The following is a 21,179-nucleotide window of genomic DNA, read 5'->3' as shown; positions in this document are numbered from 1 at the left end:
TCTACGACCTCGCTGAATGAGGTCTTTCATTCGGGGGTTGTGCCCAGTTGGGTGCAACCCCCGAACTGTTTCCAGCCCCAAGCAGTTCCAAGCCCAACCTTTTGATTCTCAGCTGGTGGCAAGCCCTCCGTATTTAGGAGTAGAGGGCATCAATCTCATCTGCCCACCGCTGTACGAAAATAGCGCGTTTGAGCTTTTGGGTGGGGGTTACCAGCGTCGGGTCGCCCATATCAGCCTGCACCAGGGCGAACCGCTTGACCTGCTCACTGCGGGAGACCAGGGCATTAGCCTGTTCGATACTGGCAGCAACACTCGCCCTCACTTCCGCAGTAGCTAGACCGGCAGCTGCCACAGCTTCGGCATCGGGTATGACGAGGGCCGTGAGGTAACTGCGGCCCTCGCCCACCATCACCGCGTGGGCAACCAATGGATTGCGCCCGACAGTGCTCTCCCAGATGTAGGGCGATACAGACTTGCCGTAGGAGGTAACAATGTCGTCCTTCAGGCGTCCGCGCAGCACGAGGAAGCCACCTTCAATCAGGCCGGTGTCGCCGGTCTTAAAGAAGCCGTCCTCAAAAGCCGCCGCGGTGGCGTCCTCATCGGTATAGCCGTCAAAAACCCCGATGCCACGCACCAGGATCTCACCGTCGTCGCTGATGCGGATCGTCCCGCCGGGCAGCGGCACGCCTACCGAACCTGACCGGGTTTTGCCCGGTAGGTTACCGGCTATGGGGGCGGTGGTTTCGGTGAGCCCATACCCCTCAATGACCGGCACACCCATACCCGTAAAAAGATGGGCCAACTCGGCATCGAGTGGTGACCCGCCGGCAAGCATCCATTCCATCTGCCCGCCCAGCAGATCCCGCACTCGCTGGTAGAAGAGCCGGTCAAAAAGACGGTAGGTAAGACAGTGGCTAAGAGTCAGCTGATCGGGCATCTGCCCCTTCTCCACAAGCCTGGAGCGTTCGCAGGCAGTACGTCGTGCGGCCTCCCACACCGCCCCCAGCTTCTTGCTCTCAGCCTGGGTGGCAATACGGTCGCTGATTTTTTCAAGGACGCGCGGTACCAGCACCAGGAAGCTGGGCTTGAGGGAGGGCAGCTGGGCTATGAGCTCCTTAGGGTCTGCCAGATGGGCAACCCGCATGCCTCCGGCGATGCAGGCAAACTGAAGACCACGGGCCAGCATATGAGCCAGGGGTAGGAAGATAACGGTTGACCCGCGATCGTGTACTACCTCCCGGTAGGCGGCAGCCACGTTGAGAACCTGACCCACCAGGTTGCGGTGGGTGATTTGAGCGCCCTTGGGGGTTCCTGTGGTGCCGGAGGTATAAACCAGGGTGGCAACATCATTCAGGGTGGGTGAGGTGCGACGCTGTTCTAACTCTTCATCGCTGATACGGGTTGCCTGCGCAGTGAAAGCTGTAACCGCCGTGTGGTTCTCAAAGCAGAGCGTCCCGAGGGGTAGGCCCTGGCCTGAATCGGCGGCTTGCTGTACAAGATGTTGCTGGGTCTTGGTTCCGGTAAAAGCAAAGACAGAACCTGAATCCTGCAGAATTGCCTGCACCTGCTCTAGTGAACTGGTCTCGTAGACCGGAACCACGGTGGCGCCAGCATACATGATTGCTAGATCTGCTACCGCCCAGTCAAAGCAGGTGGGGGCCATGATTATCACTCTGTCACCTGCCTGCACTCCGCTGGCTATCAGTGCTTTGGCTAGATGGCGCACGCGGTGGGCGAACTGAGCGGTCGTCACCGGTTCCCAGCCGGTGATAGCTCCGGACGCCCCGCGCCGGGGAATCTCAAAAGCAATGTGCTGCGGGGCCTGACGAAGCCGGTGCTCTAGTAGGTCGGTGGTGTTGCGGTAGGTACCTTCGGGGTCAATCAGCAGAGGAGTTGAGATCTCGTTCATGGTTACTTGCCCAGCGTGGGAATCAGCACCGGCGTGTTCTCTACGTAGGCACGGTAGCTGGGGTCGTGCCCCCACTTCTTCTCAGCTTTTTTCTCCAGCATGGGAATACCGCTGACCCGGGTCAGTAGCAAGATGACGATAGCTGGGGAGAGTAGCGCCACCCACTGCCAGCCCACCAGAACGGGGGCAGCCACCAGGAAAACGCCCAGCCACAGAGTAATTTCACCGAAGTAGTTGGGGTGCCGAGACACCGACCAGAGGCCGCTTGAAATGAACTTCCCCTGGTTGGCAGGGTTGGACTTAAAGGCGGTCTTTTGTAGGTCTGCTACTACCTCAAAAGTCATTCCCACGAGCCAGACGACTACGCCTATCCAGCTCACTAAACCCATGCTCTCACGGTGGGTCGACGCCATGGCGATCCAGGCTGCCGAGGCGGTTGCCGCTACCCAGAGGCCCTGTAAGGTCCAGGTTAGAAAGAAGCGCAGCTTGAGCGGTTTAATGTCGTCGAATCGGTCATCGCCGCCAAACTTATGAACGCGCCAGAACAGAAAAGATGCCAGGCGGAGGGACCAGATTACGACCATTGCCCCCAACACCCAGGTGCGGGCGTCCTTCTCGTCTGCGGCAGCCAGCACAAAGAGGGTGCCTGCAACAAACCCAACACCACCGAGCAGGTCATAGAAACGCTCGGTCTGCTTGAGATAGGCCGGAATGAAGGCCAACCACTGCACCACAAACGTAGCGCCTACAGCCAGCGCAAAGATTTTAAACCCGCTAAGTTCTTGGCCTCGGTAGCTGCCACCTGCAGCTAGGGCAAGGGCAAGAGCTGCGACTACCCCAAGGGCTAACAAGAGGCGCGGACGCAGCTGGGCGGCTTTGTGCTGGGTTTTGGTGGGTGAAGAGGAGCCGGAGGCTGGGTAAGTGGTCATGATGTCCTTCGCTTATTTATTTAGTTATTTTAACTAAGTAAATACTGGAAAGAAAGACCCAGAGACTCAAAAGATTCTAGGTGATAGCCCTAGAGGGCTCATCGGGGGCCTACTGATCCTGGCTTACAGACCTAATCATTGAACGCAAAAACCTCTCAACGGTCTTTAGCTCATCGTCTGTGAACGACTGCACCCCCTCCAGCATCAATCGGTGCATGCCGGTGAGGGCTCCACGCACTTCATTGTGGGTCCTTTCCGTGGGCACCAGTACTGTAGCCCGCTTATCATGCGCATGTGGGAAACGGCTAATATACCCATCGCGCTCCAACCGCTGGCACAGAGCACTCGCAGACGCCCCGGTAATACCCAGCTCACGAGCAAGATCGCGTTGCAGAACCTCATGGTTCTGTTGGGTTCTCATGAGCAAAAACCTGAGCGCCACCAGCTCAGTCTCATTCATACGCATCTCATCGCGGGTACGAGCACGCATGGAACGCTCCGCCTCGCGATACTTACGCAAGAGATTAAGAACTCCAACATGTCGATTGTCCATTGAGCTATACCAGTAGCTAGAATCCTTAGCATCTGGGAGGTCGAAAGCCTCACCTTTATTCTTTCGCACCAACTACCCCCTTCTGCACTGTCAGTGACATATCTCCAACATGCGGCCAAGTATTAATAGTTACCTTACTGATCCGTGAAGGGCAAAAACATCAAGAGAGGTCAAGCACCCGATCACAGAAGGCGGGGAAGAGTCAAAATCATTGAAAAACTCCAGGTGATATGGCAGATGCTAGCAGCAACAAGATTGCCGGTTCTCAGGCTGAGCCAATGGGCAAGAGCACCTAAGGCTAGCGCTGCAAAGGGCAGAAGCAAAGTCCCCATAGCTACAGTTGAAAAAGCATAAAGCCCCAAGGCCACCCCGTAAACAGTTGCAGGCTTATAAGGCAGATGCCGCACCACGGTGTACCGGTAATGCGCCTCTTCACCAATGCCATTAAGAGCAGCGATCAATAGCGTAGGAAGCAGAGCTGACCCCGCTGTGCTCGCCAGAAGCTCATCAACCTGACCAGCAAGAAAGGGCATGCGCTGCACCACAAAAGCCCCAGCAGCAAAAACCCCTGCAAGCCCAAGACCCGCACCCAAGCCTAGTGCCGCGTCCTTCACCGGGGTAGAAGAACTAAACCCACCCCTGCCCCCATGAATCCACCAGTTACCCCAGAGCAAAAGAGCAGAGAGAGCCGCGCACAGGTAAAAAACTATCCCCGCTGGCGGTGCAAGCTGAGAGACAGCTAAAAGCCCCGCCACTACCAAGGTTGGGGCAAAAGCAGCTAAAAAGGGCCGTGGGTTCTGAACTTTGGCCGGAAAAAGATAAGGGTGCATGGTTCTAAGTCTTTCACACCTGTAGTCTTGAATCAGCAGTGAGCTACACCCCTAACGAAACGAGGATACCCGTGGGGAGCACAGAAAGACGCCGTGGTCTTGTCATCGGAGCTACAGGTTTTATAGGCGGCCTTGTCACAGAACGCCTAGTTGAAGAAGGGTGGCAAGTGCGGGTGCTATCCCGCAGTCATGCCAAGGCCTCCCAGCGTTTTGGTACTACCGTGGATATCATCGAGGGTGACGCAAGCAACTCCGTCGACCTCACCCAAGCCCTCGAAGGCGTCGAAACCGTCTGGTATCTCATGCATGCCATGAGCGGAGATGACTTCAAACAAGCAGAAAAAGACGCAACGCGGCGACTAGCCCGAGCCGCCACAGAAGCAGGTGTGCAAAGAATCGTTTACCTCGGTGGCCTGCGACCAGCCGAAAAACGCATCAATGACCTCTCTGAACACCTAGAATCACGAGCCGAAACAGGGCAAATTTTGCTTGATAGCCAGGTGCCCACCGCGGCTCTGCAAGCAGGAATCGTGATAGGGGCCGAGTCAGCCTCGTTCAAGATGCTGCGCCACCTTTCAGAACGCCTCCCTGCTGCCCTGGGGCCCCGGTGGATCCGCCATCGTGTCACCCCCATCTGGCAGGGTGACGCCGTGCATTTTCTCGTCAAGGCCGCTGATCTGCCAGCTGACGTCAACCGCTCATTTGATATTGGCGGACCCGAAACCCTCGAATATGCCCAGATGATGCAGCGCTATGCTCAAGTTGCCGGCCTGCCTCACCACCCCATCCTGACAGTCCCGGCTTACAGCCTAGGCTTTGCCGCCTGGGGAGTCGCCTGCATCACCCCGCTTGACCGGCACCTGGTTACCCCTCTGGTGGGTAGCCTTGCTCACGATACCAAGGTCTCCGAACGTGACCTAGAAGACCTGGTGGGACTACCTGACGGTGGGCTTACCGGCTTCGACGAGGCTGTCAGGCGCAGCTTGACTCCTCGCGATGCTCGCCTCTGGTTCAAAGTCGCCGGAGGGGTTACAGCCGCCGTTGCCATCACCGCTGTAACTGGCTCATTTCTCACCGACCCGGATCAGCGCTGGTACAAGCGGCTTAAAAAGCCCTCCTGGCAGCCTGCACCGCAAGTGTTTCCCCTGGCCTGGACTGCACTTTACGCAGATATTGCCGCCACCGGATCCCTCACGTTAGCCGATATTCTCGAAGAAGAGGGTAAGGATGCGGCCCGCACCTACATGGGGGCTTTAGGCACAAACCTCGTGCTCAATGCCTCCTGGTGTGGCCTTTTCTTTAGAGCCAAGAAACCCTGGGTCGCAGCAGCTGGAGCCGCAGCCTTGGCTGCCAGTAGTGCTGACCTAGTTCGGCGAACCTACCAACGTTCACCTGAACGCGGCCTCCTACTAGCCCCCTACGCAGCCTGGTGTGGGTTCGCCACGGCCCTCTCAGCGTCCATTGCCCGTAAAAACTAGAGTCAGCGCCCCTTACCCGCACTTGCCCCAGCCCCGCCGCTGACGGTATTACTGGTGGAGTACCAGAAGAAAGAGGGGCGCGGTGATCCTAGCTTTAGTTGGCGGCCTGGCCATAGGCCTGCTTATGGGTGCCCTTGGCGGCGGTGGGGCTATTCTTGCTATTCCCCTGCTGGTCTACGGGTTCGGGTTCGCCCCGGCCCAGGCAACTCTGGCCTCCCTGGTAGTGGTGGGCCTCGGCGCTGTCACCGGCGTGCTCACTCAGGCCCGTTCTCTGGACTGGCGGCGCGGCACCCTCTTCGGTGCCCTCGGCTTAGCCGGTGCCTACGGTGGCCGGGTGCTGGCTCACGGCCTCGACGGGCAGATACTCCTGCTGGCTTTCTCTGTCCTGCTGCTGGTGGTAGCCAGTCTGATGGTGCGCAAGGCCCGCAGGGGCTCCGTGCGGGCTAGTAGGGCGGGCGCCACCTCCCGCCCAGCTGCCCTCCGTCAAGGGGTAGCGCTGGTGGGGGTAGCTACAGGCGTTGGCTTTTTGACCGGCTTCTTCGGGGTAGGTGGCGGCTTCGCCATTGTCCCCGCCCTGACCCTGATTCTGGGGCTTAGTATGGCAACCGCCGTGAGAACCTCTCTACTGGTTATCCTCATCAACAGCCTTGTTGCCTTAGCCCTGGGGGCCGGGGCCCTGCCGTCCTTAGACTGGGCGGCGCTAGCCCCCCTGCTGGTCACAACTATAGTCGGCACCCTGGTAGGTGCCTGGGGTGGGAAGCGGCTACCTCAGCGTGCCCTACAGATAGCTTTCGCCCTCTTTCTCTATCTCGTTGCGGCCTATATGGCAGTTAGCACCCTCGCGCAACTGGCGATGTAGGTCATGGGTGGTGTCCCTATAAATCTAAGAAGATGAGCAAGGGAGCTTTTGCATGAGATACCTGCAGGGTGTTGCGGCTATCACTTCTATAAGAATGTTAGCGGTGGATGGCTCTACGCCCTTATGTTTTGAGTAGAAAAGGTTCTAGGTTAAAAGATTTTTTACAAAAGCTTCCAGTATTGCTTTCGGGCCTTCATGGAATGAATGACAAGTTCATTCCCACTATCAAAGATAAGAACAACGAATTCAAGCAGCCTGCCCTTGGTGTCGAACCCTCAGGCGCAACTCCCCCCAGGGGTTCTCTTCGTCTAGGGCCTCTGAGAAGACGTAGGTTTGGGCGGCTGCAAGGAGCTCCTCCTCCATGCGGACGGGAATGACCGATGCAGGAGCGCTCCCGAGGCTTGGGCGGCCACGTTTCTTAAATTTTTTTTTCTACTGCGTAGCCTGCTTCAGCCTCGTCAGCCCAGGCTTGAATCTGCTCTTCTGTTACCGGGGTGCCGTTGATAGTTTCCATATAAAACGAAAATGCGCGCGAGAGTATAGTGGGTTTTATGACACAGCCAGACATTCTCGGCGCCCCCTACACCGCCGAAACCGTCAACCTGGGCCGCGACGCAGAAGGCCCCATCGTTGCCACCCTCGTCCACCGACCCGCAGATATCGACGGGGCGGACGCAGCTCCCCAGCTGCCGGCGTCCGCGCAGGGGCAGGACGGGGCAGCCCAGCCCGCCGTGCTCTACCTGCACGGCTTTGTGGACTACTTCTTCCAGAAGGATCTCGGCGACTGGTGGGCAGCCCGCGGCCACGACTTCTACGCCCTTGACCTGCGCAAATACGGGCGCTCCCTGCTGCCGGGGCAGACCACCTTCTACACCGAAAACCTCGACGACTACTTCGAAGACCTCGCCGCCGCCTGGAAGCTCATCACCTGCCGCGACGGGCACCAGCAGATTATTCTCATGGCCCACTCCACCGGAGGACTCATCGCCTCCCTCTGGGCGAGCCGCACCAACCCACCCGAGCTGGCTGCCGTCGTCCTCAACTCCCCCTGGCTAGACCACTTCAACAACCCGCTTGAGCGCGCCCTCATGACCGGGGCGGTGGCGGCGCTCGCGCGCCTCAAGCCCCGCGCCATCGTGCAGAAGGAGCAGGCGGACGCCTACGCCCGCTCCCTGCACGCCGAGCACGCGGGCACCTGGCAGTTCAACACCGACTGGAAGACCCTCAACTTCCCGCCCATCTACGCGGGCTGGCTGGCGGCAGTGCGCCGCGCCCACCGGCAACTCCAGCGCGGTCTCGATATTCAGGCCCCCGTGCTGCTGCTGACCTCGGCCCGCTCTGGCACTCTCAAAAACCCCACCGACCGCCACGACTTTGACGCCGTGCTCAACGTACAGGGCATCCGCCGCTGGGGGTTGGGGCTGGGTAAGGATGTCACCAGCCGGGTTATCGACGGCGGAACCCACGACCTCGTCCTCTCACCTGAACTTGCCCGCACTGCCACCTACCGGGCCATCGGCGAGTTTATCGACCGCCTCTAGGTAGCCCAGCCTAGCCTCACCTGGAGGTTAAGCTCCGCCGAATCGGGGGGCGAGACCTCTTTGACGAGGCTGGACGGGGTGACTGATTCGATGCGGGGTCTGTTTCGAGCTGGGTGATGGTGGCGGCCTAGTCTGTGTGGATGCTAGAACCCAGCTGCTATATCCAGCGTAGTTGGGCGGCAGGTAAATAGTTTGTTGACTTCCCTGAGCCTGTAGCTTGCTGTAAGTCTCCTATGCAATCGCTCAAGAAATATTTAAGATTTTTCCTCAAACCCCTTTCATGTCCTATGAATGTGTGGAAAGATACATGTATAACTTGAACATACAAGATGGAAGCATTCACATGCTTATCTCTTATCTCTAGCAGTTAAAAATCTCAATGTTGAGAGTCATGAATCCATATATTAGATAGGGCATCACATGCACAATATCAGGTGAGCCAAATATCTAGAGTATAGCTAGCTATTAGAGAAATTTTTGACTGATAAATGAGTGAGTCGTGTGAAACTTTTCATTAATCGAAGAAAACTACCTAAAAGGTAGCATTATAGAAAAACTAGGAGGTCTTTAAATTTAATTATATTTAAGAGGTTTACATATTATCATTAATTTATGATAGGAACATGAGGAGATATAAAAATGGAAATACTCCCCCCTCTTGCTGGGTACCTAGTCTTAATTGTTACTTTCGCTATCGTTAACAATGGAATTTCCAAAGGGTGGCTCACCCCAAACAAGGCAATTGGCATCAGAACCCGTGAAACGTTGAAGAGTAAAAAATCTTGGGACGTTGCACATAAGTATTTTCTTCCCTACACGGTAGCTGTGATACTAATATCAGCTGTTTTCGCGACTATCATCTCAGTACTAAAAGTATCTGGTTTCGATAATGGATATTTTGGGCCTGTAATAATCGCTGGTTATACTATCGTACTAGCAATTGTTCTTGTAGGCGGATATAAAGCACATCAATTATCCAAAGATTATAATAAAGAAGGAGCTGCAAATGCGTAAAACTATTTTTGAGGCTTATTCATAAGAGGTAACAACCACCAACTAGACAACGGCCCCACCAGCGGCAAAAAATTGAGGATAAATCATCACAAATATTCTCAAAGCCAAACCGGTCAGACCGTTGCCTCACAAGCCTATAACAGGCCTTAGCCACCAGCAATTCATTACGCTACTGACAGCCCTCAACAACCACCTCACCTGGATCAAACCCGACCAAAAACCACGCAAACTCACTCTGGCCCAGGCTCTGAAAATCACCCTGCTCTACCACCGGCACAATCTGACCGAAGAACTCCTGGCAGGATTCCACGACGTTTCTCAACCGACAATTTCAAGGACTATCAACCTGATAGAACAGGCACTAGTGAAGATTCTCAGGCCGCTAATCCAGCCTCTTGAAAAAGCACTCGATGTACCAGGTTCACTGGTCATCGATGGCACACTGATACCGGTCTGGAACTGGTGGTCGCTAGGGAAAATAAACTTCTCCGGTAAACACAAACGTGCAGGTTTCAATCATCAAGTTATCTGCACCGTTGATGGGGGAACTCCTTGTCATCACGGATCAACTACCTGGTGCCAGGTATGATGCTTTTGCCTTAAGGAACATGGTCTTGAGAAGTATCTAGGGGGACCACTCTGGCGGATAAGGGGCTACGTCGGTTTGGGGTTACTGGCACCGACCAAGCGTAAGCTTGGGCTGAAAATGCCTAAGGTTGTTAAAGACAGCAATCGTGTTATCAATAAGTTGCGGGTGGTGGTGGAGCGTGTCATCGCGCAGTTTAAGACCTGGCGTGTTTTGCATTCGGTTTTCTGTGGGCTGTTGGGTGTTGATGGGCGTGTGTTTTTGGTGGTGAGGGGGGTGGTGTTTTTGGCTGCTGGGCACCTCTTATGAATAAGCCTCGACATGCCCAAAGGCCTGAAAACCAGGTTCTAACTTTCTTTTCGCCAAGGGAATCTCCTCATCACTCGGTGGCTGCATTGGTTAAGAATTGGTTGATTCCTAAGAATGATAGCTACTGAGTCTATTCCGCCTGTGAAGGTCAGGCACTGGACTAGGCCATCATGGATAAATAACACTCAGCTTCAAACCTGGATTATAGGGCCGCGTCCGGAGACCCCTGTGCCGACGAAGTTCATTGGGTAAAAGATCTTTCCAAATATTCTTGACATTGGTAATAGTGGTACGGGAGCGTATCAATACACTATCTATGCGGAAAATTGAATCTGCTCTTCAATAGAAACAACCGCACACCAGTCCAGAGCGAGGAAGCCACCGTGACCAACCACAGTAACACCCCAAACACCGTACCTAACTACCCCGGTATGACCTTTCAAGAATGCCTTCACTATGCCACCCAAGAACACATAATGTTGAACGCCTACAAGGAAGAAGCCGCAGAACTCGAAAAGAACCGGGCCCACACCCTGGAAACCGCCCAGCTCTACACAAAGATGGGTTGGTGTGCCATGGAACTATGGAACTGGAAAGAAGCAGCGGAGCATCTCACGCATGCACTCCACATCTATCAGGCAAACCTTCAAGAACTCACCGGTTCATCAGGTAACTTTCTCACACCCATTCACCGCGACCTCGCCCGCTGCTATGCTGCGCAAATAACAGAAGTAAATCTCCATGTGGATTTGCGCCTCAAAACTATTAGCCACTGTAAGCAATATCTTCTCCTCGATGACCTCAGCTACCCGGCAGAACTCAAAACAGACTCTGCTCGAGAAGAGCGTCACTCCATCAATATTCTGCTAGGCAAATCACTTAACGCCTTAGGTCTCACTCAACAAGCCCTCCTAGCCTTCCTGGAAATCTCACAAAGCGGGCTAGAAAACATCGCCCCCCAAATCTTCATCGAAATGACACTCGGCGTAGCAGAATCAGACTACCTAGAGGGCAACTACGCAACTGCCTTAGAGTCCGTCCAGATGGCAATCAAAACTGCCGAAGTAGGTGGCTACACAGATCAACTAGCCCGTGCCTACCTACTCGAAGAAAAAATTACACAAGCACAGAACCATTAGAAAAAACGAGGTAGGTGAGGGGTGAACCGACCCTCACCTACCTACTCACTCTTAAAGGTCTGCTCGTAATTCTGACAGTATTACAAACAAACTCATAGGATTAAATTTTCTACTCTGCGCCGACTGCCTCGAGCCAATTAGTCATTGCGGTAACCATTGATCGGATAGTCTTTACACTCTCCAGGAAAGCTCGCGATATAGGCTTCAACCCTGAGAACAGCAGGGGCATCTGATGAGCAACCCTCTCAACATCATCCATACCTTCGAGATTAACCAGAGTATTGCGGAGATTCACTATCGACTCTATAAGATCGTCAGGTGCTTTCTCGCCTGAAGCTTCGCTGAGCATTCCCACCCCACGATTCAAGAGATGGAAGAACTCGGCCCACTTCTGAGCAGCAATTGCTGCTTTAGACTCGGTATCGTTTGCTGCTGGCGACAGGGAACGAGCCATTTGTAGAAGAAATCGTTGAGCCTGAATCGGGTTGATCATGGACCTCTGATCTAGCTTTGAGCTAGATTCCTCTAGCTGCTGACTGAGCTCGCCAAAGGATTCCATGAAATCTTCTACACGCTTCTGAACAGCCGGAAAGCTTTCCTGAATCTCAGCTAAGTATTCAATAGCCCCTCTACCATCATTACTTTCGGCGTTAGAGAGCGAAGGCTCACGAGATTCTCCAAGCTGTTCACGCTCTTCAATCCTTTCGTTGATGCTACCAGCCAGATCCTCTACAGTCTGGCGATATTCGCCAGAACCGCGGTTCAAACTCCGCACATGAGAAACATCTTTATAGAGCATGTTTTTAATGCGGGAAGTCACCACATCATTCACGCCCTCCTTTCTCAAGAGAGGAGGGTAAACCCAAATAAGCGGGAGCAGCAATTGCTTCTCTACACCAGCGCGCTCTGCTGCTTCTAAGAACGTGGTGAACTCTCTACGGCATGACTCGCTTTTAAGATAACGAGGCGTAATAAAGGGTATAAAAAACGTGCTTCTGCGAAGCTCTGCATCAAGACGATCCCAAAGGTTTTCGCCCCATTGCGCCTTGTCCGTATCGAGGAATACCTCTACCTCTCGCCCATATAGTCCTTCGAGAGCGTCCTCAATATCATGCATAAACTCGCGCATGCCACCACTTACTGCAGAGTCAGCATCGGCATGCACATAACTCATAAATATCTGAGCATCTTTCATAACTGGCTCCTTGTCATCTGCCATAGGGGTCGGTGCCTCATCCTCTTGCACTAAATAATGCGAGAGCCAGTTGTCCTGGCTATATAAACTGTTTATAGGAATAGCCCAGGTATCTTCTGAGATACGTATTGTTCGCGGAATGTCTAGTACGATGAACCCGCGGTGGAAATCGTCTGGGTACATTTCTCTAAAATCTTTGATTCCTTTAAGATAGTCGGTCTTGAAGGCTGAAGAAGACTTTACTTCTAAGGCAATCAATCTGCCTTTTGAATCTTGCAAGATAATATCGACTTCGGCAGTTCTACCCTTTACCTGCTGTCGCCAATGGAACAGTTCAACTTCTAGCGCTGCCCACCCTGCATGAGCGCGAACCTGCTGCACTATATGCGCTTCGACGAGTCTGCCTCTAGTCTCGGAGTCAGCAAGATTTTTGTCTCCCTTCACCATCAAAGCATGCGAAGAGAGCGCTATATCGGCTGGAAAAAACTTAGCAGAACTACGCGCTGACTTTCTTGTAGGGCGATGGAAATTGGGAACCTCGTAAAGAAGGAAGCGTCTCTCTAGCGCATCGAGATAATTATCGACTGTGCTGCGATGCATCTCCAGTTCTTGGCTAATCTTGGAAACACTCAGCTGTGAGGCTGGATGTCTTAGAACGTAGCTCAGAATTTCAGAAGCCCTTACCTGGTCAAAGCTTTGACCAGGAAGTACCTGCTGAGTAAGCACGCTTTTTGTGTCTTGTTCAAGTTGTCTATTGAAAACCCTGGAATCAGTATTCTTGATTGCCACCCTGTATTTAGGCATTCCGCCTCGAACGAGGATTTCCTGGCTGCTTTCACTCTTGAAGTGATTATCTCCCTCAAGAGGCGTTGCTTCATATAAATAGTCGATAGCGGACCAGGGGAGAGTCTTCTCATGTTGACCGGCAGAAATCTCAGCTTCAGATAGTGGCTCTAAGGAAATCCGCATTGAACGCCTGGCGAGGGGATCGGTTCCTCCTAGCCCTGTCTGGCCGATGCTTGCTGATCCTGTAAGGATAAGGCTAATCTTGTCTCCAGTCTCATCCATAACCTGTTTGATGGCTAAAGGAAGTGTTGGCACAAGCTGGGCTTCGTCGATAGCACAAGGCCATGTGCGAGCTCTAAGCCAGCCAACTGGGTCGGATTCGACTATTTTTCGTGTTTCATCATCAGCCATAGAGTAGACAGCAGAAATTACTCCATCTGCGTGAAGCTTGCTGACCAAGCTCGTTTTTCCAACTGCTCTCGCACCCTCAATGATCACTACGGAAGTGGTTGCAAGTAGCTCGATGACTCTGGGCTCGATAAAACGTGGATAAAACCTCATGTATAAGATTGTACAGTGAGTGTGCAAAAGATTGTACAGTCACCGTACAATCTTTTAGTTTATTGCTGCTGGAAGGGGGTGCTTCTATAGTTTTCGTCAAACCCCCACCGACACACGAGACTCATAAAAACACCCATCCCTCAACATCGCAAACAAAACATTCACCCGTCGACGAGCCAACGCCATCACGCACCTGATTATGCCGCTTACCCTCCGCACACTTGCGATCGTAATAAGCACGCGAAGCCTGATCAGCCTTCAACGAAGCAAAAACAGATAAGAAAAGCACTCGCTTGAGTGCTTTGTTCCCACGCCGTGAGGCGTGGGAACCCTTAATTGAGGTACCCGATTTTCTATCCACTGGCGCAATCCCAGCATAAGAAGCCAGATGAGAAGCATCCTTAAAATCCTTACCCACCACCTCAGTTAGAATCCTGGCACTGGTGCGCACACCCACCCCAGGCATCGAACGAATAACTGCTGATAAAGGATGAGCTTCCACCAAATCCAGTATCTGCTGCTCTGCTTCACTACGCTGTGCCAGAATCAACTCAAGCTGGGCAGCTAGGGCAGAAATGACCTGAGAAGCACTTGCTGTTCCAGCAACGATGACTGTTTGCTCATCAAGAGCTTGGAAAATCTCATCGGTGAGTTTTGGTGCAAGGCGCGGTGCTTTCTTTTTCAGTAGGTTACGCACCTTGGTACGCCCTACCGAGTGAAGGTCTGCTGGGGCCGGGTACTTCTTCAGCAATTCAAGGATTGCTGGGTGTGAAAGTCTGGGTCCAAGCACCCTTTCAAGATGCGGATGAATCTGGGTGAGAAAACCGCGTAAGCGATTTGAAACAGCGGTGGCGTTAGCTGCTAGGTCATCGTCAAAACCGCAGAGCATCGATAATTCAGCGGTGGTTTCATCAGCAACTGTTATTCCATGCAGGGTATGTGGCATGGTGCGGGCTGTTTCAGCGATGATGAAGGCGTCCCTGGCGTCAGTTTTGGCTTCGCCGGGGTGTAAATCGGCTACTCTGCGCATGGTTAGTCCTGGCAGATAGGCGACTTTGATTCCCATATTTTGTGCGATAGCTACCGGTAGAGCGCCAATTGTTTTAGGCTGGTCCACTACCAACAGAACAGTTCCTTGGGCTGATAGTTTTTCAAGGAGTTCTCGGATTTTGGGTTCTGATTGGGGCAGGGGTTTGTCCCAGATTTTCTTTCCTGTGGTGGTCAGGGCTGTAGCGTGGTGGGTGGTTTTGCCGACGTCTAGTCCGAGGTAAATTTCGGTCATTGCTTCGCACCTTTGTGTTTTGCGGGTTATGGTGTGAAGTAACCGGTGGTTCACGAATCTCGCAGCCCGTCTTCCTTTGGCTTTGGATCGTGCTTCTATTAGCGATGGTTTGTGAGCCGGTTCCCGCCTCGGTGGCGACACCCCCCTGACCATTATTTGTTTGGCTGGGGGTATTGAAGCCGTGTGCGGGGCGGGCTGGTTACTTACGCTTCTAGTTTCACCTGGTTTGGGGTGTCTTTGTGTGCGCTCTTAAAAGGTAACGGGGTAACTGTGCGCTCGCTGGAAGGCGCCAGGGAGCGGGTCTAGAGCGAAAGTATGACGAATCCAACCGAACGGGACCGCACCCGCGGCCCCTCAACATCACGCCGGCGAAGCCCACGACATGGGCGGTGCTTACCAAGAGAAACTTAACCGTCTTCGTACAGCCGTGCTGGGTGCAGGCTGACGACCTCCCAGCTGAAGGCGGGGCCGGCGTCCTTACCGCAGGACGCCGCTCGCGGCGCTAGCTCGGTGCGGCGGGCGGTGACTACCCAGAAACAGCCGTCGCGATGGGCGATATGGGCGGCGTGCAGGTCTGGTTCGGTGGCGGTCATTTCACCGGGGTTCAGGTCGTTGGGGCCGGGGCGCTCACCGGCGTCCGCAAGGAGGGTACGGGCGGCCACCTCTGCTACCTGCTCGATAGGGGAGTGGGCGGAGCGCCCGCGCAGTCCGGTAAGTTCTACCCGGCCCTGCTGGGCACCCTGGGCAAGGGTGAGGGCCTGCTCGAAATTCAGCCGCCCGTAGGTATAGCCGGTGGGTAGGCTGATGGCAACCGGGGCGAAGCGGTGCCCACCGGTGTGGGAGCACTCCCAGACACTGCCGTCTGCTAGCTGCTCGGCAACAAAGGACGCGATGGGGCGGCCACGTACCGCACAGCAGCGGTCGCGCTTGGAATGGGTGCAGATTAAGGTCAGCGTTTCACGTGAAACAACCGCACCGGGTATGTTTTCGGGGGTTTCGAGGGGGAGGGAGAGTAAATCCTCCGCGCCTGTTACCTCAAAAGAGTAGAGCTGGGCGGGTGAAAAATCCCTACCCCCGGTAACCGCTACGAAGGCGCGGCGGCGGGCGCCGGCGTCCTTGACTTTCTGGCCTTCACGGCCGGGCTGCCGAATCAACAGCAGGCGGGCGCCGGCTTGTGCCATCTTCTCTTTGAGGGCGGTCGAAAGCTCAGGGCCAAAGGTGGTGCCGTCGAGAATATCTCGACCCCAGCCGCCGGGGTGTTCTAGCAGTACCCAGCGTGACTCACGGGCGGCGGTGCCCGGTAGATTCTCATCAACCGGCAGGGAGCAGGAATCGGCAGGAATAACGGGTGCGGTAGGGGCAGTCATAGGCATCAGTGTACGGCAGTGCGAGCCCCAAGGAGCAGCGAAAGTGCGTCATATCGCCGAGAGTGCGCGCGACTGCTGCACGCTCAGCGATATGATGCACGCTCACGTGGGTCAGGGCTTTGCTTGCTCATTAGGTAGCCTAGATACATGACTTCACCCGCAGACTCAGCCCCCGTAGAGCCGCAGCTGCCTGTGCGCATCGACGCCTGGCTCTGGTCGGTGCGCGTGTTCAAAACCCGTTCACTAGCGTCCACCGAGGTCAAAGCCGGGCACGTGCGCATCAACAGCGAGCACGCCAAGCCCTCCCAGAAAATCAAACCCGGCGACACGGTCACTGTGCGCTACCCCGGCTGGGAACGCGTGCTCATCGTGCGCAAAACCATCTCCAAGCGCGTCGGCGCACCCGTGGCTGTCACCTGCTACGACGACATCTCAGCCCCTAAACCCGCCTACCTCACCAGCGGCGCCCTGCCCCGCCGCGACCGGGGCGCAGGCCGACCCACCAAAAATGAACGCCGCGCCCTCAACAAGCTCCGCGGCTACGAGAAAGAATAGCCATGCCCCACACCTTGCGCCCGGCCGTCCTTGCCGATGTGCCCGCCCTCTCAGCTTTTGCCAGCGCCCACTTCCCCGACGCCGCACCGTCCGTGGTTCCGCGCGAGATCGTAGCGGCCTTTGTGAGAGACAACCTAGATGAGGCGTCCTTCACCCGCTACATCGAAACTGGCGCCTACAGCTTCACCCTGGCCGTCAATGAGGCAGGCGACATCATCGCCTACTTCGGCATTGACCACGAGGCACCCCAGCCCGCCGAAATCCCCGGCAAGGCCGCCTATCTGAGCAAGTTCTACCTCTCCGCCGAAACCCGCGGCACCGGTCTGGCTAGGGAACTCATGAGCGCCGTCATCGAAACTGCCCGCGCCGACGGCAAAGACGGCCTGCACCTGGGCACCCACCAGCTCAATCACCGTGCCCAGGCCTTCTACGAAAAGATGGGATTCACCAAGGTAGGGGAACGCACCTTCCAGCTCACCGCGACGGAGGTTGCCCACGACTACATCTACCACCTGTCTATTTAAAACCTGAAGATAGCGCGAGGCAGTGCGATATCATATCTCTACGCCCTGCCTTCCCCCACTCGCTCGCAGCTGCAGGGCTCGAGGAGAATAATGAATTTTGAGGTTCGCCCGCCTGTGCCCGCAGAGGCTAGGGCGTGGGAAGAGTTGCGTATGACGTCCTGGCGTCACGCCTACGCGGGCACATTTACCCCCCAAATGTTTGCCAAACAAGAAGAGCAGCTAGACGCCCGCGCTACCGGATTCGCAGAGTGGCTAGATTCCACCGGCGGTACCGGCGAGGACATTCAGCAGCAACTGGGCCAGCACCGCCGTGCCCTGGTCGCGGTAGAAAAGGACGCTGCGGGCAAGCTACTGGGCTTAGCTTTCGCCTCACAGATGCCCTACGAGGTACAGAAACTTGAAATGCTCTACCTGCTACCCGAGGCCTTCGGCACGGGAGTTGCCCAGGCCCTGCTGGGCGAGGTGCTTGACTCCGGCCCGGCTGAACTTGAGGTGCTCTCCACCAACGCCCGCGCGATTCGTTTCTACGAAAAAGAGGGTTTTGTCATTGCGCGCGCTGACGAGTTTGCGGGCCGTAAAACCTACATTATGACCCGGCCCTAGCTGGCATGCCCTGCGCGGACGCCGGTGGTAGGGTGAAAGAGTCAGGCCGGGTTGACCCCGCTGTGAGGAGCCCGGCTCGAACCCTCACCAAGGAAAACACCCTATGACTAGCTCACCCGCTGCGCCTGGCCGTCCGCCCCTGAACCGCGACACCACTGTCTGCATCTCCCTCTCGGGTCGCCCCTCAAACCACGGTATTAAGTTCCACAACTATCTCTATGAAAAGTTTGGCCTGGACTTTCTCTATAAGGCCATGACCACCACCGACATTGAGGCCGCTATTGGCGGTGTGCGGGCCCTGGGCATTCGGGGCTGCTCGGTGTCCATGCCCTTCAAGCAGGCGGTAATTCCCCTGGTCAACGAGATAGACCACTCCGCTGAAGTGATTGGTGCGGTTAACACCATCGTGAACACTGATGGTTACCTCAAGGCCTACAACACCGACGTGATTGCGGTGGCCTCCCTGCTGGCCTCCCACCGGGTTGACCCCGCTCTGCCCTTCCTGCTGCGCGGTTCGGGCGGCATGGCGGCGGCTGTGGCCGGGGCCTTCTATGACGCGGGCTTCCGCACCGGCACCATTATCGCCCGCAATGAAGAGACCGGCCGTGCCCTGGCTGACCGCTACGGCTACACCTGGGCCGCTGAGGTGGGCGAGCTGACCGCCCCTGTGATTGTGAACGTCACCCCCATCGGTATGGAGGGTGGCCCCGAGGTAGACACCCTGGCCTACCCCGCCACCGCGATTGAGGCCGCCCAGGTGGTCTTTGACGTGGTGGCCATGCCCGTTGAAACCCCGCTGATTCGCGCTGGCCGGGCCGCTGGTAAGGAGGTCATTACCGGTGGTGAGGTCATCGCCCTGCAGGCTGCTGAACAGTTCAAGCTCTACACCGGGGTTGAGGTCAGCGACGCCGATGTGGCCGAGGCAGAAGCTCAAGCTAGCTAGGTTCTTGAAAGTAACCGAAACCTTCATCTGCGCGTTCTTTGCACACGCAGATGAAGGTTTCGCTTACCCATGCGGACGCCGGTAGGGTGGTTCTATGCCCTCTACACCGTCTTCTTCGCCCCGGCAGCCTTCGCTCAACCGTCAGATTCTTGCCCTGGCGGTGCCCGCTTTTGGTGCCCTTATCGCTGAGCCCCTGCTGGTGCTGGCCGATTCTGCCATCGTGGGCCACCTGGGCAGCGCCCCATTAGCTGGCCTGACGCTGGGTTCAACCGTGGTGCAGACCCTGGTAGGCTTCATGGTTTTTCTGGCCTACTCCACCACCCCGGCGGTAGCCCGGGCAGTGGGGGCAGGCGATACCCCCAGCGCTTTTGCTGCTGCCCGCAACGGCCTGTGGGTGGCTGCTGGTCTGGGCCTTTTCTTCGCGGTGCTGCTGGCGCTGACCGCAGGCCCCCTGCTGCGGGCGCTGGGGGCTGGTGGGGACGTCCTTGCTCACGCCACCGCCTACCTGCTGCCTTCCTTAGCGGGCCTGCCCGGCATGCTCCTGGTGCTGGCTGCGACCGGTGCCCTGCGCGGTTTTCAGGACGCCAAAACCCCCCTCTACGTTGCTACCGCTGGCGCTGCCCTCAACGTGCCGCTGAGCTGGGCCCTGGTCTACCCGGCAGGCTGGGGTGTGGCTGGCTCGGCGGTGGCGACGGCGGTGGTGCAGTGGGGCATGGCCCTGGTGCTGACCTACGCGGTGGTTGCGCGGACACGGACGCCCGGCTCGGCTACCAGCTCTTCCGGCGTATCGGCGCGGACGCCCGGCTGGCTGCCCGACTTCGCCGGTCTTAAGGCTGTCTTTAGGGTGGGGGTCTGGCTGATGGTACGGGCGGCCTGCCTGCGGATTGCCCTGCTGGCTACGGTCTTTGTGGTGACCAGCCAGGGGGAGAAAAATCTGGCCGCCTATCAGCTGACTATGGCCTTCTTTAACCTGCTGGCCTTCGCCCTGGATACCCTGGCCATTGCTGCCCAGGCCCTGCTGGGTAAGGAGATGGGAGCGCAGGATCTTTCAACCCGGCAGGGGCAGGGCGCGGTGGTTCAGCTCAAAAACCGCCTGGTGCGGTGGAGCCTGGCCTTTGGCCTGGTCACAGCCCTGGTCTGCCCGGCGGTCGGGTTTGGTCTGGCCTGGGTCTTTACCCCTGATCCCGAAGTGCAGCGCCTCTTTGCTCTGTCGCTGCTGGTGCTGGCTGTGGGCCAGCCCCTGGCCGCCTACGTCTTTATTCTGGACGGGGTGCTGATCGGCGCCCAGGACGTGCGCTACATGGGCCTGGCCGGGCTTTTCACCCTGGTGGCTTACCTGCCGGTGCTGGCCGGGCTGTATGTCTGGTTCGGTGCCGGTGCGGACGCTCCCGCTCCGCTTGCCGGGGGCACCTCCTGGGGCTGGGGTGGGCTGGTCGATGGCCCCACCCTGGCCTACCTGCTGCTGTGGTGCTCTTATGCCCTGTGGTACATGGGCGCCCGCGCCCTCACCCTGGGTCTGCGAGCCCGCAGCGGGGCGTGGGTGGCTTAGGGAGGCTTGATTTTCAACAGTAAATAAAATTTTATATCAGAGTATTGATAATTACTGAGTTGGGTGGTAAAAATGCCCCTAAGGGGTTTCCCTTTTGATCCCCAAGTTCAGCCAAAGGCGGTTGACCAAGAACTCAAGGAGAATAATTTATTATGGATGATATTTTTAGAAATGAATTTATCGGATTTTTAAGTGTTTCTCCAGGAAAAACTCCTGAGTGTACCTATCTAGCGTGGATAAAATTTCATGGAGGTAGAGGTGAAAATTTATTCTAAATTTTCTAGGATTTTCTTAACTTTCCTTATCAGTATATTTTTGCTTGCTTGTTCAAGTGATTCCAAACTTTCAACTGAATCATGGTGCAGCGATGTGCGTAGCCAGCTTGAAATTTTGGGTGTTGGTTGGCCCGTTGCTCAAAAAACATTGAGTCTTGAACAGGCTAAGCGGGTGGAAGAAGTTATGCGTGATATGTCTGATAAAGCTCATGATGAAGATTTATTATTTGCCAGTAAGGTGTGGGTAGAAAAGTATAATTTAATTTATCCATATATTGTTGGCAATGACCTTGAAGGTTTTTATTATAACGTCAATAAGAATGACCAAGAAGCTATGCATCTTGCGAATGTCAGTATTTCAAATTTTTGCCAGTGGGAAAGTTGGTGAGTTC

Annotated in this window: 19 protein-coding genes and 1 pseudogene; 13 read left to right on the top strand and 7 right to left on the bottom strand. The window is 55.7% G+C overall.

Annotation, left to right across the window (positions count from 1 at the left end):
• Positions 1 to 133: 133 nt before the first annotated feature.
• From VSX42_RS07910 to VSX42_RS07895, 4 genes are all read right to left on the bottom strand, one after another.
• Positions 134 to 1,909: an AMP-dependent synthetase/ligase gene (locus tag VSX42_RS07910; RefSeq protein WP_326503772.1), complete on the bottom strand. Its 1,776-nt coding sequence runs from the start codon at positions 1,907 to 1,909 to the stop codon at positions 134 to 136.
• A 2-nt stretch (positions 1,910 to 1,911) separates the two neighbouring features.
• Complete coding sequence (locus VSX42_RS07905) at positions 1,912 to 2,838, bottom strand: DUF1295 domain-containing protein (RefSeq protein ID WP_326503771.1); 927 nt, start codon at positions 2,836 to 2,838, stop codon at positions 1,912 to 1,914.
• A gap of 109 nt (positions 2,839 to 2,947) precedes the next feature.
• Positions 2,948 to 3,259 carry a MarR family winged helix-turn-helix transcriptional regulator gene (locus VSX42_RS07900; protein ID WP_326503874.1) on the bottom strand — a complete coding sequence of 104 codons (312 nt, stop codon included), beginning with the start codon at positions 3,257 to 3,259 and terminating at the stop codon, positions 2,948 to 2,950.
• Between the two features lie 314 nt (positions 3,260 to 3,573).
• Positions 3,574 to 4,221, bottom strand: coding sequence for a type II CAAX prenyl endopeptidase Rce1 family protein (locus VSX42_RS07895; protein ID WP_326503770.1), 648 nt, complete (start codon positions 4,219 to 4,221; stop codon positions 3,574 to 3,576).
• Positions 4,222 to 4,259: 38 nt separating this feature from the next.
• Between VSX42_RS07895 and VSX42_RS07890 the strand changes: the two genes are divergently transcribed.
• The 6 genes from VSX42_RS07890 to VSX42_RS07870 all read left to right on the top strand — a co-directional run bounded on the left by VSX42_RS07890 (position 4,260) and on the right by VSX42_RS07870 (position 11,147).
• Positions 4,260 to 5,699, top strand: a complete 1,440-nt coding sequence (locus tag VSX42_RS07890) for a tryptophan-rich sensory protein (protein WP_326503769.1) — start codon at positions 4,260 to 4,262, stop codon at positions 5,697 to 5,699.
• A gap of 82 nt (positions 5,700 to 5,781) precedes the next feature.
• Positions 5,782 to 6,558, top strand: a complete 777-nt coding sequence (locus VSX42_RS07885) for a sulfite exporter TauE/SafE family protein (RefSeq protein WP_326503768.1) — start codon at positions 5,782 to 5,784, stop codon at positions 6,556 to 6,558.
• A 551-nt stretch (positions 6,559 to 7,109) separates the two neighbouring features.
• Complete coding sequence (locus VSX42_RS07880) at positions 7,110 to 8,099, top strand: alpha/beta hydrolase (RefSeq protein ID WP_326503767.1); 990 nt, start codon at positions 7,110 to 7,112, stop codon at positions 8,097 to 8,099.
• 639 nt (positions 8,100 to 8,738) lie between these two features.
• Positions 8,739 to 9,113: an SdpI family protein gene (locus VSX42_RS07875; RefSeq protein ID WP_326503766.1), complete on the top strand. Its 375-nt coding sequence runs from the start codon at positions 8,739 to 8,741 to the stop codon at positions 9,111 to 9,113.
• A gap of 121 nt (positions 9,114 to 9,234) precedes the next feature.
• Positions 9,235 to 9,702, top strand: a complete 468-nt coding sequence (locus VSX42_RS10950; protein WP_418950783.1) for a helix-turn-helix domain-containing protein — start codon at positions 9,235 to 9,237, stop codon at positions 9,700 to 9,702.
• 689 nt (positions 9,703 to 10,391) lie between these two features.
• Positions 10,392 to 11,147 carry a hypothetical protein gene (locus VSX42_RS07870; RefSeq protein WP_326503765.1) on the top strand — a complete coding sequence of 252 codons (756 nt, stop codon included), beginning with the start codon at positions 10,392 to 10,394 and terminating at the stop codon, positions 11,145 to 11,147.
• 109 nt (positions 11,148 to 11,256) lie between these two features.
• Here the strand turns inward: VSX42_RS07870 and VSX42_RS07865 are convergent, their stop codons facing one another.
• The 3 genes and pseudogenes from VSX42_RS07865 to VSX42_RS07855 form a co-directional block, all read right to left on the bottom strand.
• Positions 11,257 to 13,689 carry a DUF4143 domain-containing protein gene (locus VSX42_RS07865; RefSeq protein ID WP_326503764.1) on the bottom strand — a complete coding sequence of 811 codons (2,433 nt, stop codon included), beginning with the start codon at positions 13,687 to 13,689 and terminating at the stop codon, positions 11,257 to 11,259.
• Between the two features lie 96 nt (positions 13,690 to 13,785).
• Positions 13,786 to 14,971: pseudogene (locus tag VSX42_RS07860) on the bottom strand (IS110 family transposase).
• A gap of 407 nt (positions 14,972 to 15,378) precedes the next feature.
• A complete protein-coding gene (locus VSX42_RS07855; RefSeq protein WP_326503763.1) occupies positions 15,379 to 16,338 on the bottom strand; it encodes a sucrase ferredoxin in 960 nt (319 codons plus the stop codon).
• A gap of 147 nt (positions 16,339 to 16,485) precedes the next feature.
• Between VSX42_RS07855 and VSX42_RS07850 the strand changes: the two genes are divergently transcribed.
• The 7 genes from VSX42_RS07850 (at position 16,486) to VSX42_RS07820 (ending at position 21,175) form a co-directional block, all read left to right on the top strand.
• Positions 16,486 to 16,893, top strand: a complete 408-nt coding sequence (locus tag VSX42_RS07850; RefSeq protein WP_326503762.1) for an RNA-binding S4 domain-containing protein — start codon at positions 16,486 to 16,488, stop codon at positions 16,891 to 16,893.
• A 2-nt stretch (positions 16,894 to 16,895) separates the two neighbouring features.
• Positions 16,896 to 17,417: a GNAT family N-acetyltransferase gene (locus VSX42_RS07845; protein ID WP_326503761.1), complete on the top strand. Its 522-nt coding sequence runs from the start codon at positions 16,896 to 16,898 to the stop codon at positions 17,415 to 17,417.
• 90 nt (positions 17,418 to 17,507) lie between these two features.
• Positions 17,508 to 18,020 carry a GNAT family N-acetyltransferase gene (locus VSX42_RS07840; protein WP_326503760.1) on the top strand — a complete coding sequence of 171 codons (513 nt, stop codon included), beginning with the start codon at positions 17,508 to 17,510 and terminating at the stop codon, positions 18,018 to 18,020.
• A 103-nt stretch (positions 18,021 to 18,123) separates the two neighbouring features.
• Positions 18,124 to 18,963, top strand: coding sequence for a shikimate 5-dehydrogenase (locus VSX42_RS07835; protein WP_326503759.1), 840 nt, complete (start codon positions 18,124 to 18,126; stop codon positions 18,961 to 18,963).
• A 94-nt stretch (positions 18,964 to 19,057) separates the two neighbouring features.
• Positions 19,058 to 20,512 (top strand): MATE family efflux transporter, encoded by a 1,455-nt coding sequence (locus VSX42_RS07830; protein ID WP_326503758.1) that lies wholly within the window; start codon positions 19,058 to 19,060, stop codon positions 20,510 to 20,512.
• Between the two features lie 152 nt (positions 20,513 to 20,664).
• Complete coding sequence (locus VSX42_RS07825) at positions 20,665 to 20,787, top strand: hypothetical protein (protein WP_326503757.1); 123 nt, start codon at positions 20,665 to 20,667, stop codon at positions 20,785 to 20,787.
• Entirely contained in the window at positions 20,771 to 21,175 is a 405-nt protein-coding gene (locus VSX42_RS07820; RefSeq protein ID WP_326503756.1) for a hypothetical protein, read from the top strand. Before VSX42_RS07825 ends, VSX42_RS07820 begins: the two co-directional genes overlap by 17 nt.
• Positions 21,176 to 21,179: the final 4 nt, after the last annotated feature.

Origin of the sequence: Rothia nasimurium (genome assembly GCF_035916755.1) — a bacterium.
Taxonomy (GTDB): Bacteria; Actinomycetota; Actinomycetes; order Actinomycetales; family Micrococcaceae; genus Rothia.
This window is presented reverse-complemented; position numbering and strand designations above follow the sequence as displayed.

What these genes read in the sequence shown, in the direction of transcription:
- VSX42_RS07825 (WP_326503757.1), top strand. Translation starts at nt 20,665, where the DNA reads ATGGATGATATTTTTAGAAATGAATTTATCGGATTTTTAAGTGTTTCT.
- VSX42_RS07865 (WP_326503764.1), bottom strand. Translation starts at nt 13,689, where the DNA reads ATGAGGTTTTATCCACGTTTTATCGAGCCCAGAGTCATCGAGCTACTT.
- VSX42_RS07905 (WP_326503771.1), bottom strand. Translation starts at nt 2,838, where the DNA reads ATGACCACTTACCCAGCCTCCGGCTCCTCTTCACCCACCAAAACCCAG.
- VSX42_RS07830 (WP_326503758.1), top strand. Translation starts at nt 19,058, where the DNA reads ATGCCCTCTACACCGTCTTCTTCGCCCCGGCAGCCTTCGCTCAACCGT.
- VSX42_RS07850 (WP_326503762.1), top strand. Translation starts at nt 16,486, where the DNA reads ATGACTTCACCCGCAGACTCAGCCCCCGTAGAGCCGCAGCTGCCTGTG.
- VSX42_RS07880 (WP_326503767.1), top strand. Translation starts at nt 7,110, where the DNA reads ATGACACAGCCAGACATTCTCGGCGCCCCCTACACCGCCGAAACCGTC.
- VSX42_RS07855 (WP_326503763.1), bottom strand. Translation starts at nt 16,338, where the DNA reads ATGACTGCCCCTACCGCACCCGTTATTCCTGCCGATTCCTGCTCCCTG.
- VSX42_RS07835 (WP_326503759.1), top strand. Translation starts at nt 18,124, where the DNA reads ATGACTAGCTCACCCGCTGCGCCTGGCCGTCCGCCCCTGAACCGCGAC.
- VSX42_RS07910 (WP_326503772.1), bottom strand. Translation starts at nt 1,909, where the DNA reads ATGAACGAGATCTCAACTCCTCTGCTGATTGACCCCGAAGGTACCTAC.
- VSX42_RS07875 (WP_326503766.1), top strand. Translation starts at nt 8,739, where the DNA reads ATGGAAATACTCCCCCCTCTTGCTGGGTACCTAGTCTTAATTGTTACT.
- VSX42_RS07840 (WP_326503760.1), top strand. Translation starts at nt 17,508, where the DNA reads ATGAATTTTGAGGTTCGCCCGCCTGTGCCCGCAGAGGCTAGGGCGTGG.
- VSX42_RS07895 (WP_326503770.1), bottom strand. Translation starts at nt 4,221, where the DNA reads ATGCACCCTTATCTTTTTCCGGCCAAAGTTCAGAACCCACGGCCCTTT.
- VSX42_RS07845 (WP_326503761.1), top strand. Translation starts at nt 16,896, where the DNA reads ATGCCCCACACCTTGCGCCCGGCCGTCCTTGCCGATGTGCCCGCCCTC.
- VSX42_RS07900 (WP_326503874.1), bottom strand. Translation starts at nt 3,259, where the DNA reads ATGAGAACCCAACAGAACCATGAGGTTCTGCAACGCGATCTTGCTCGT.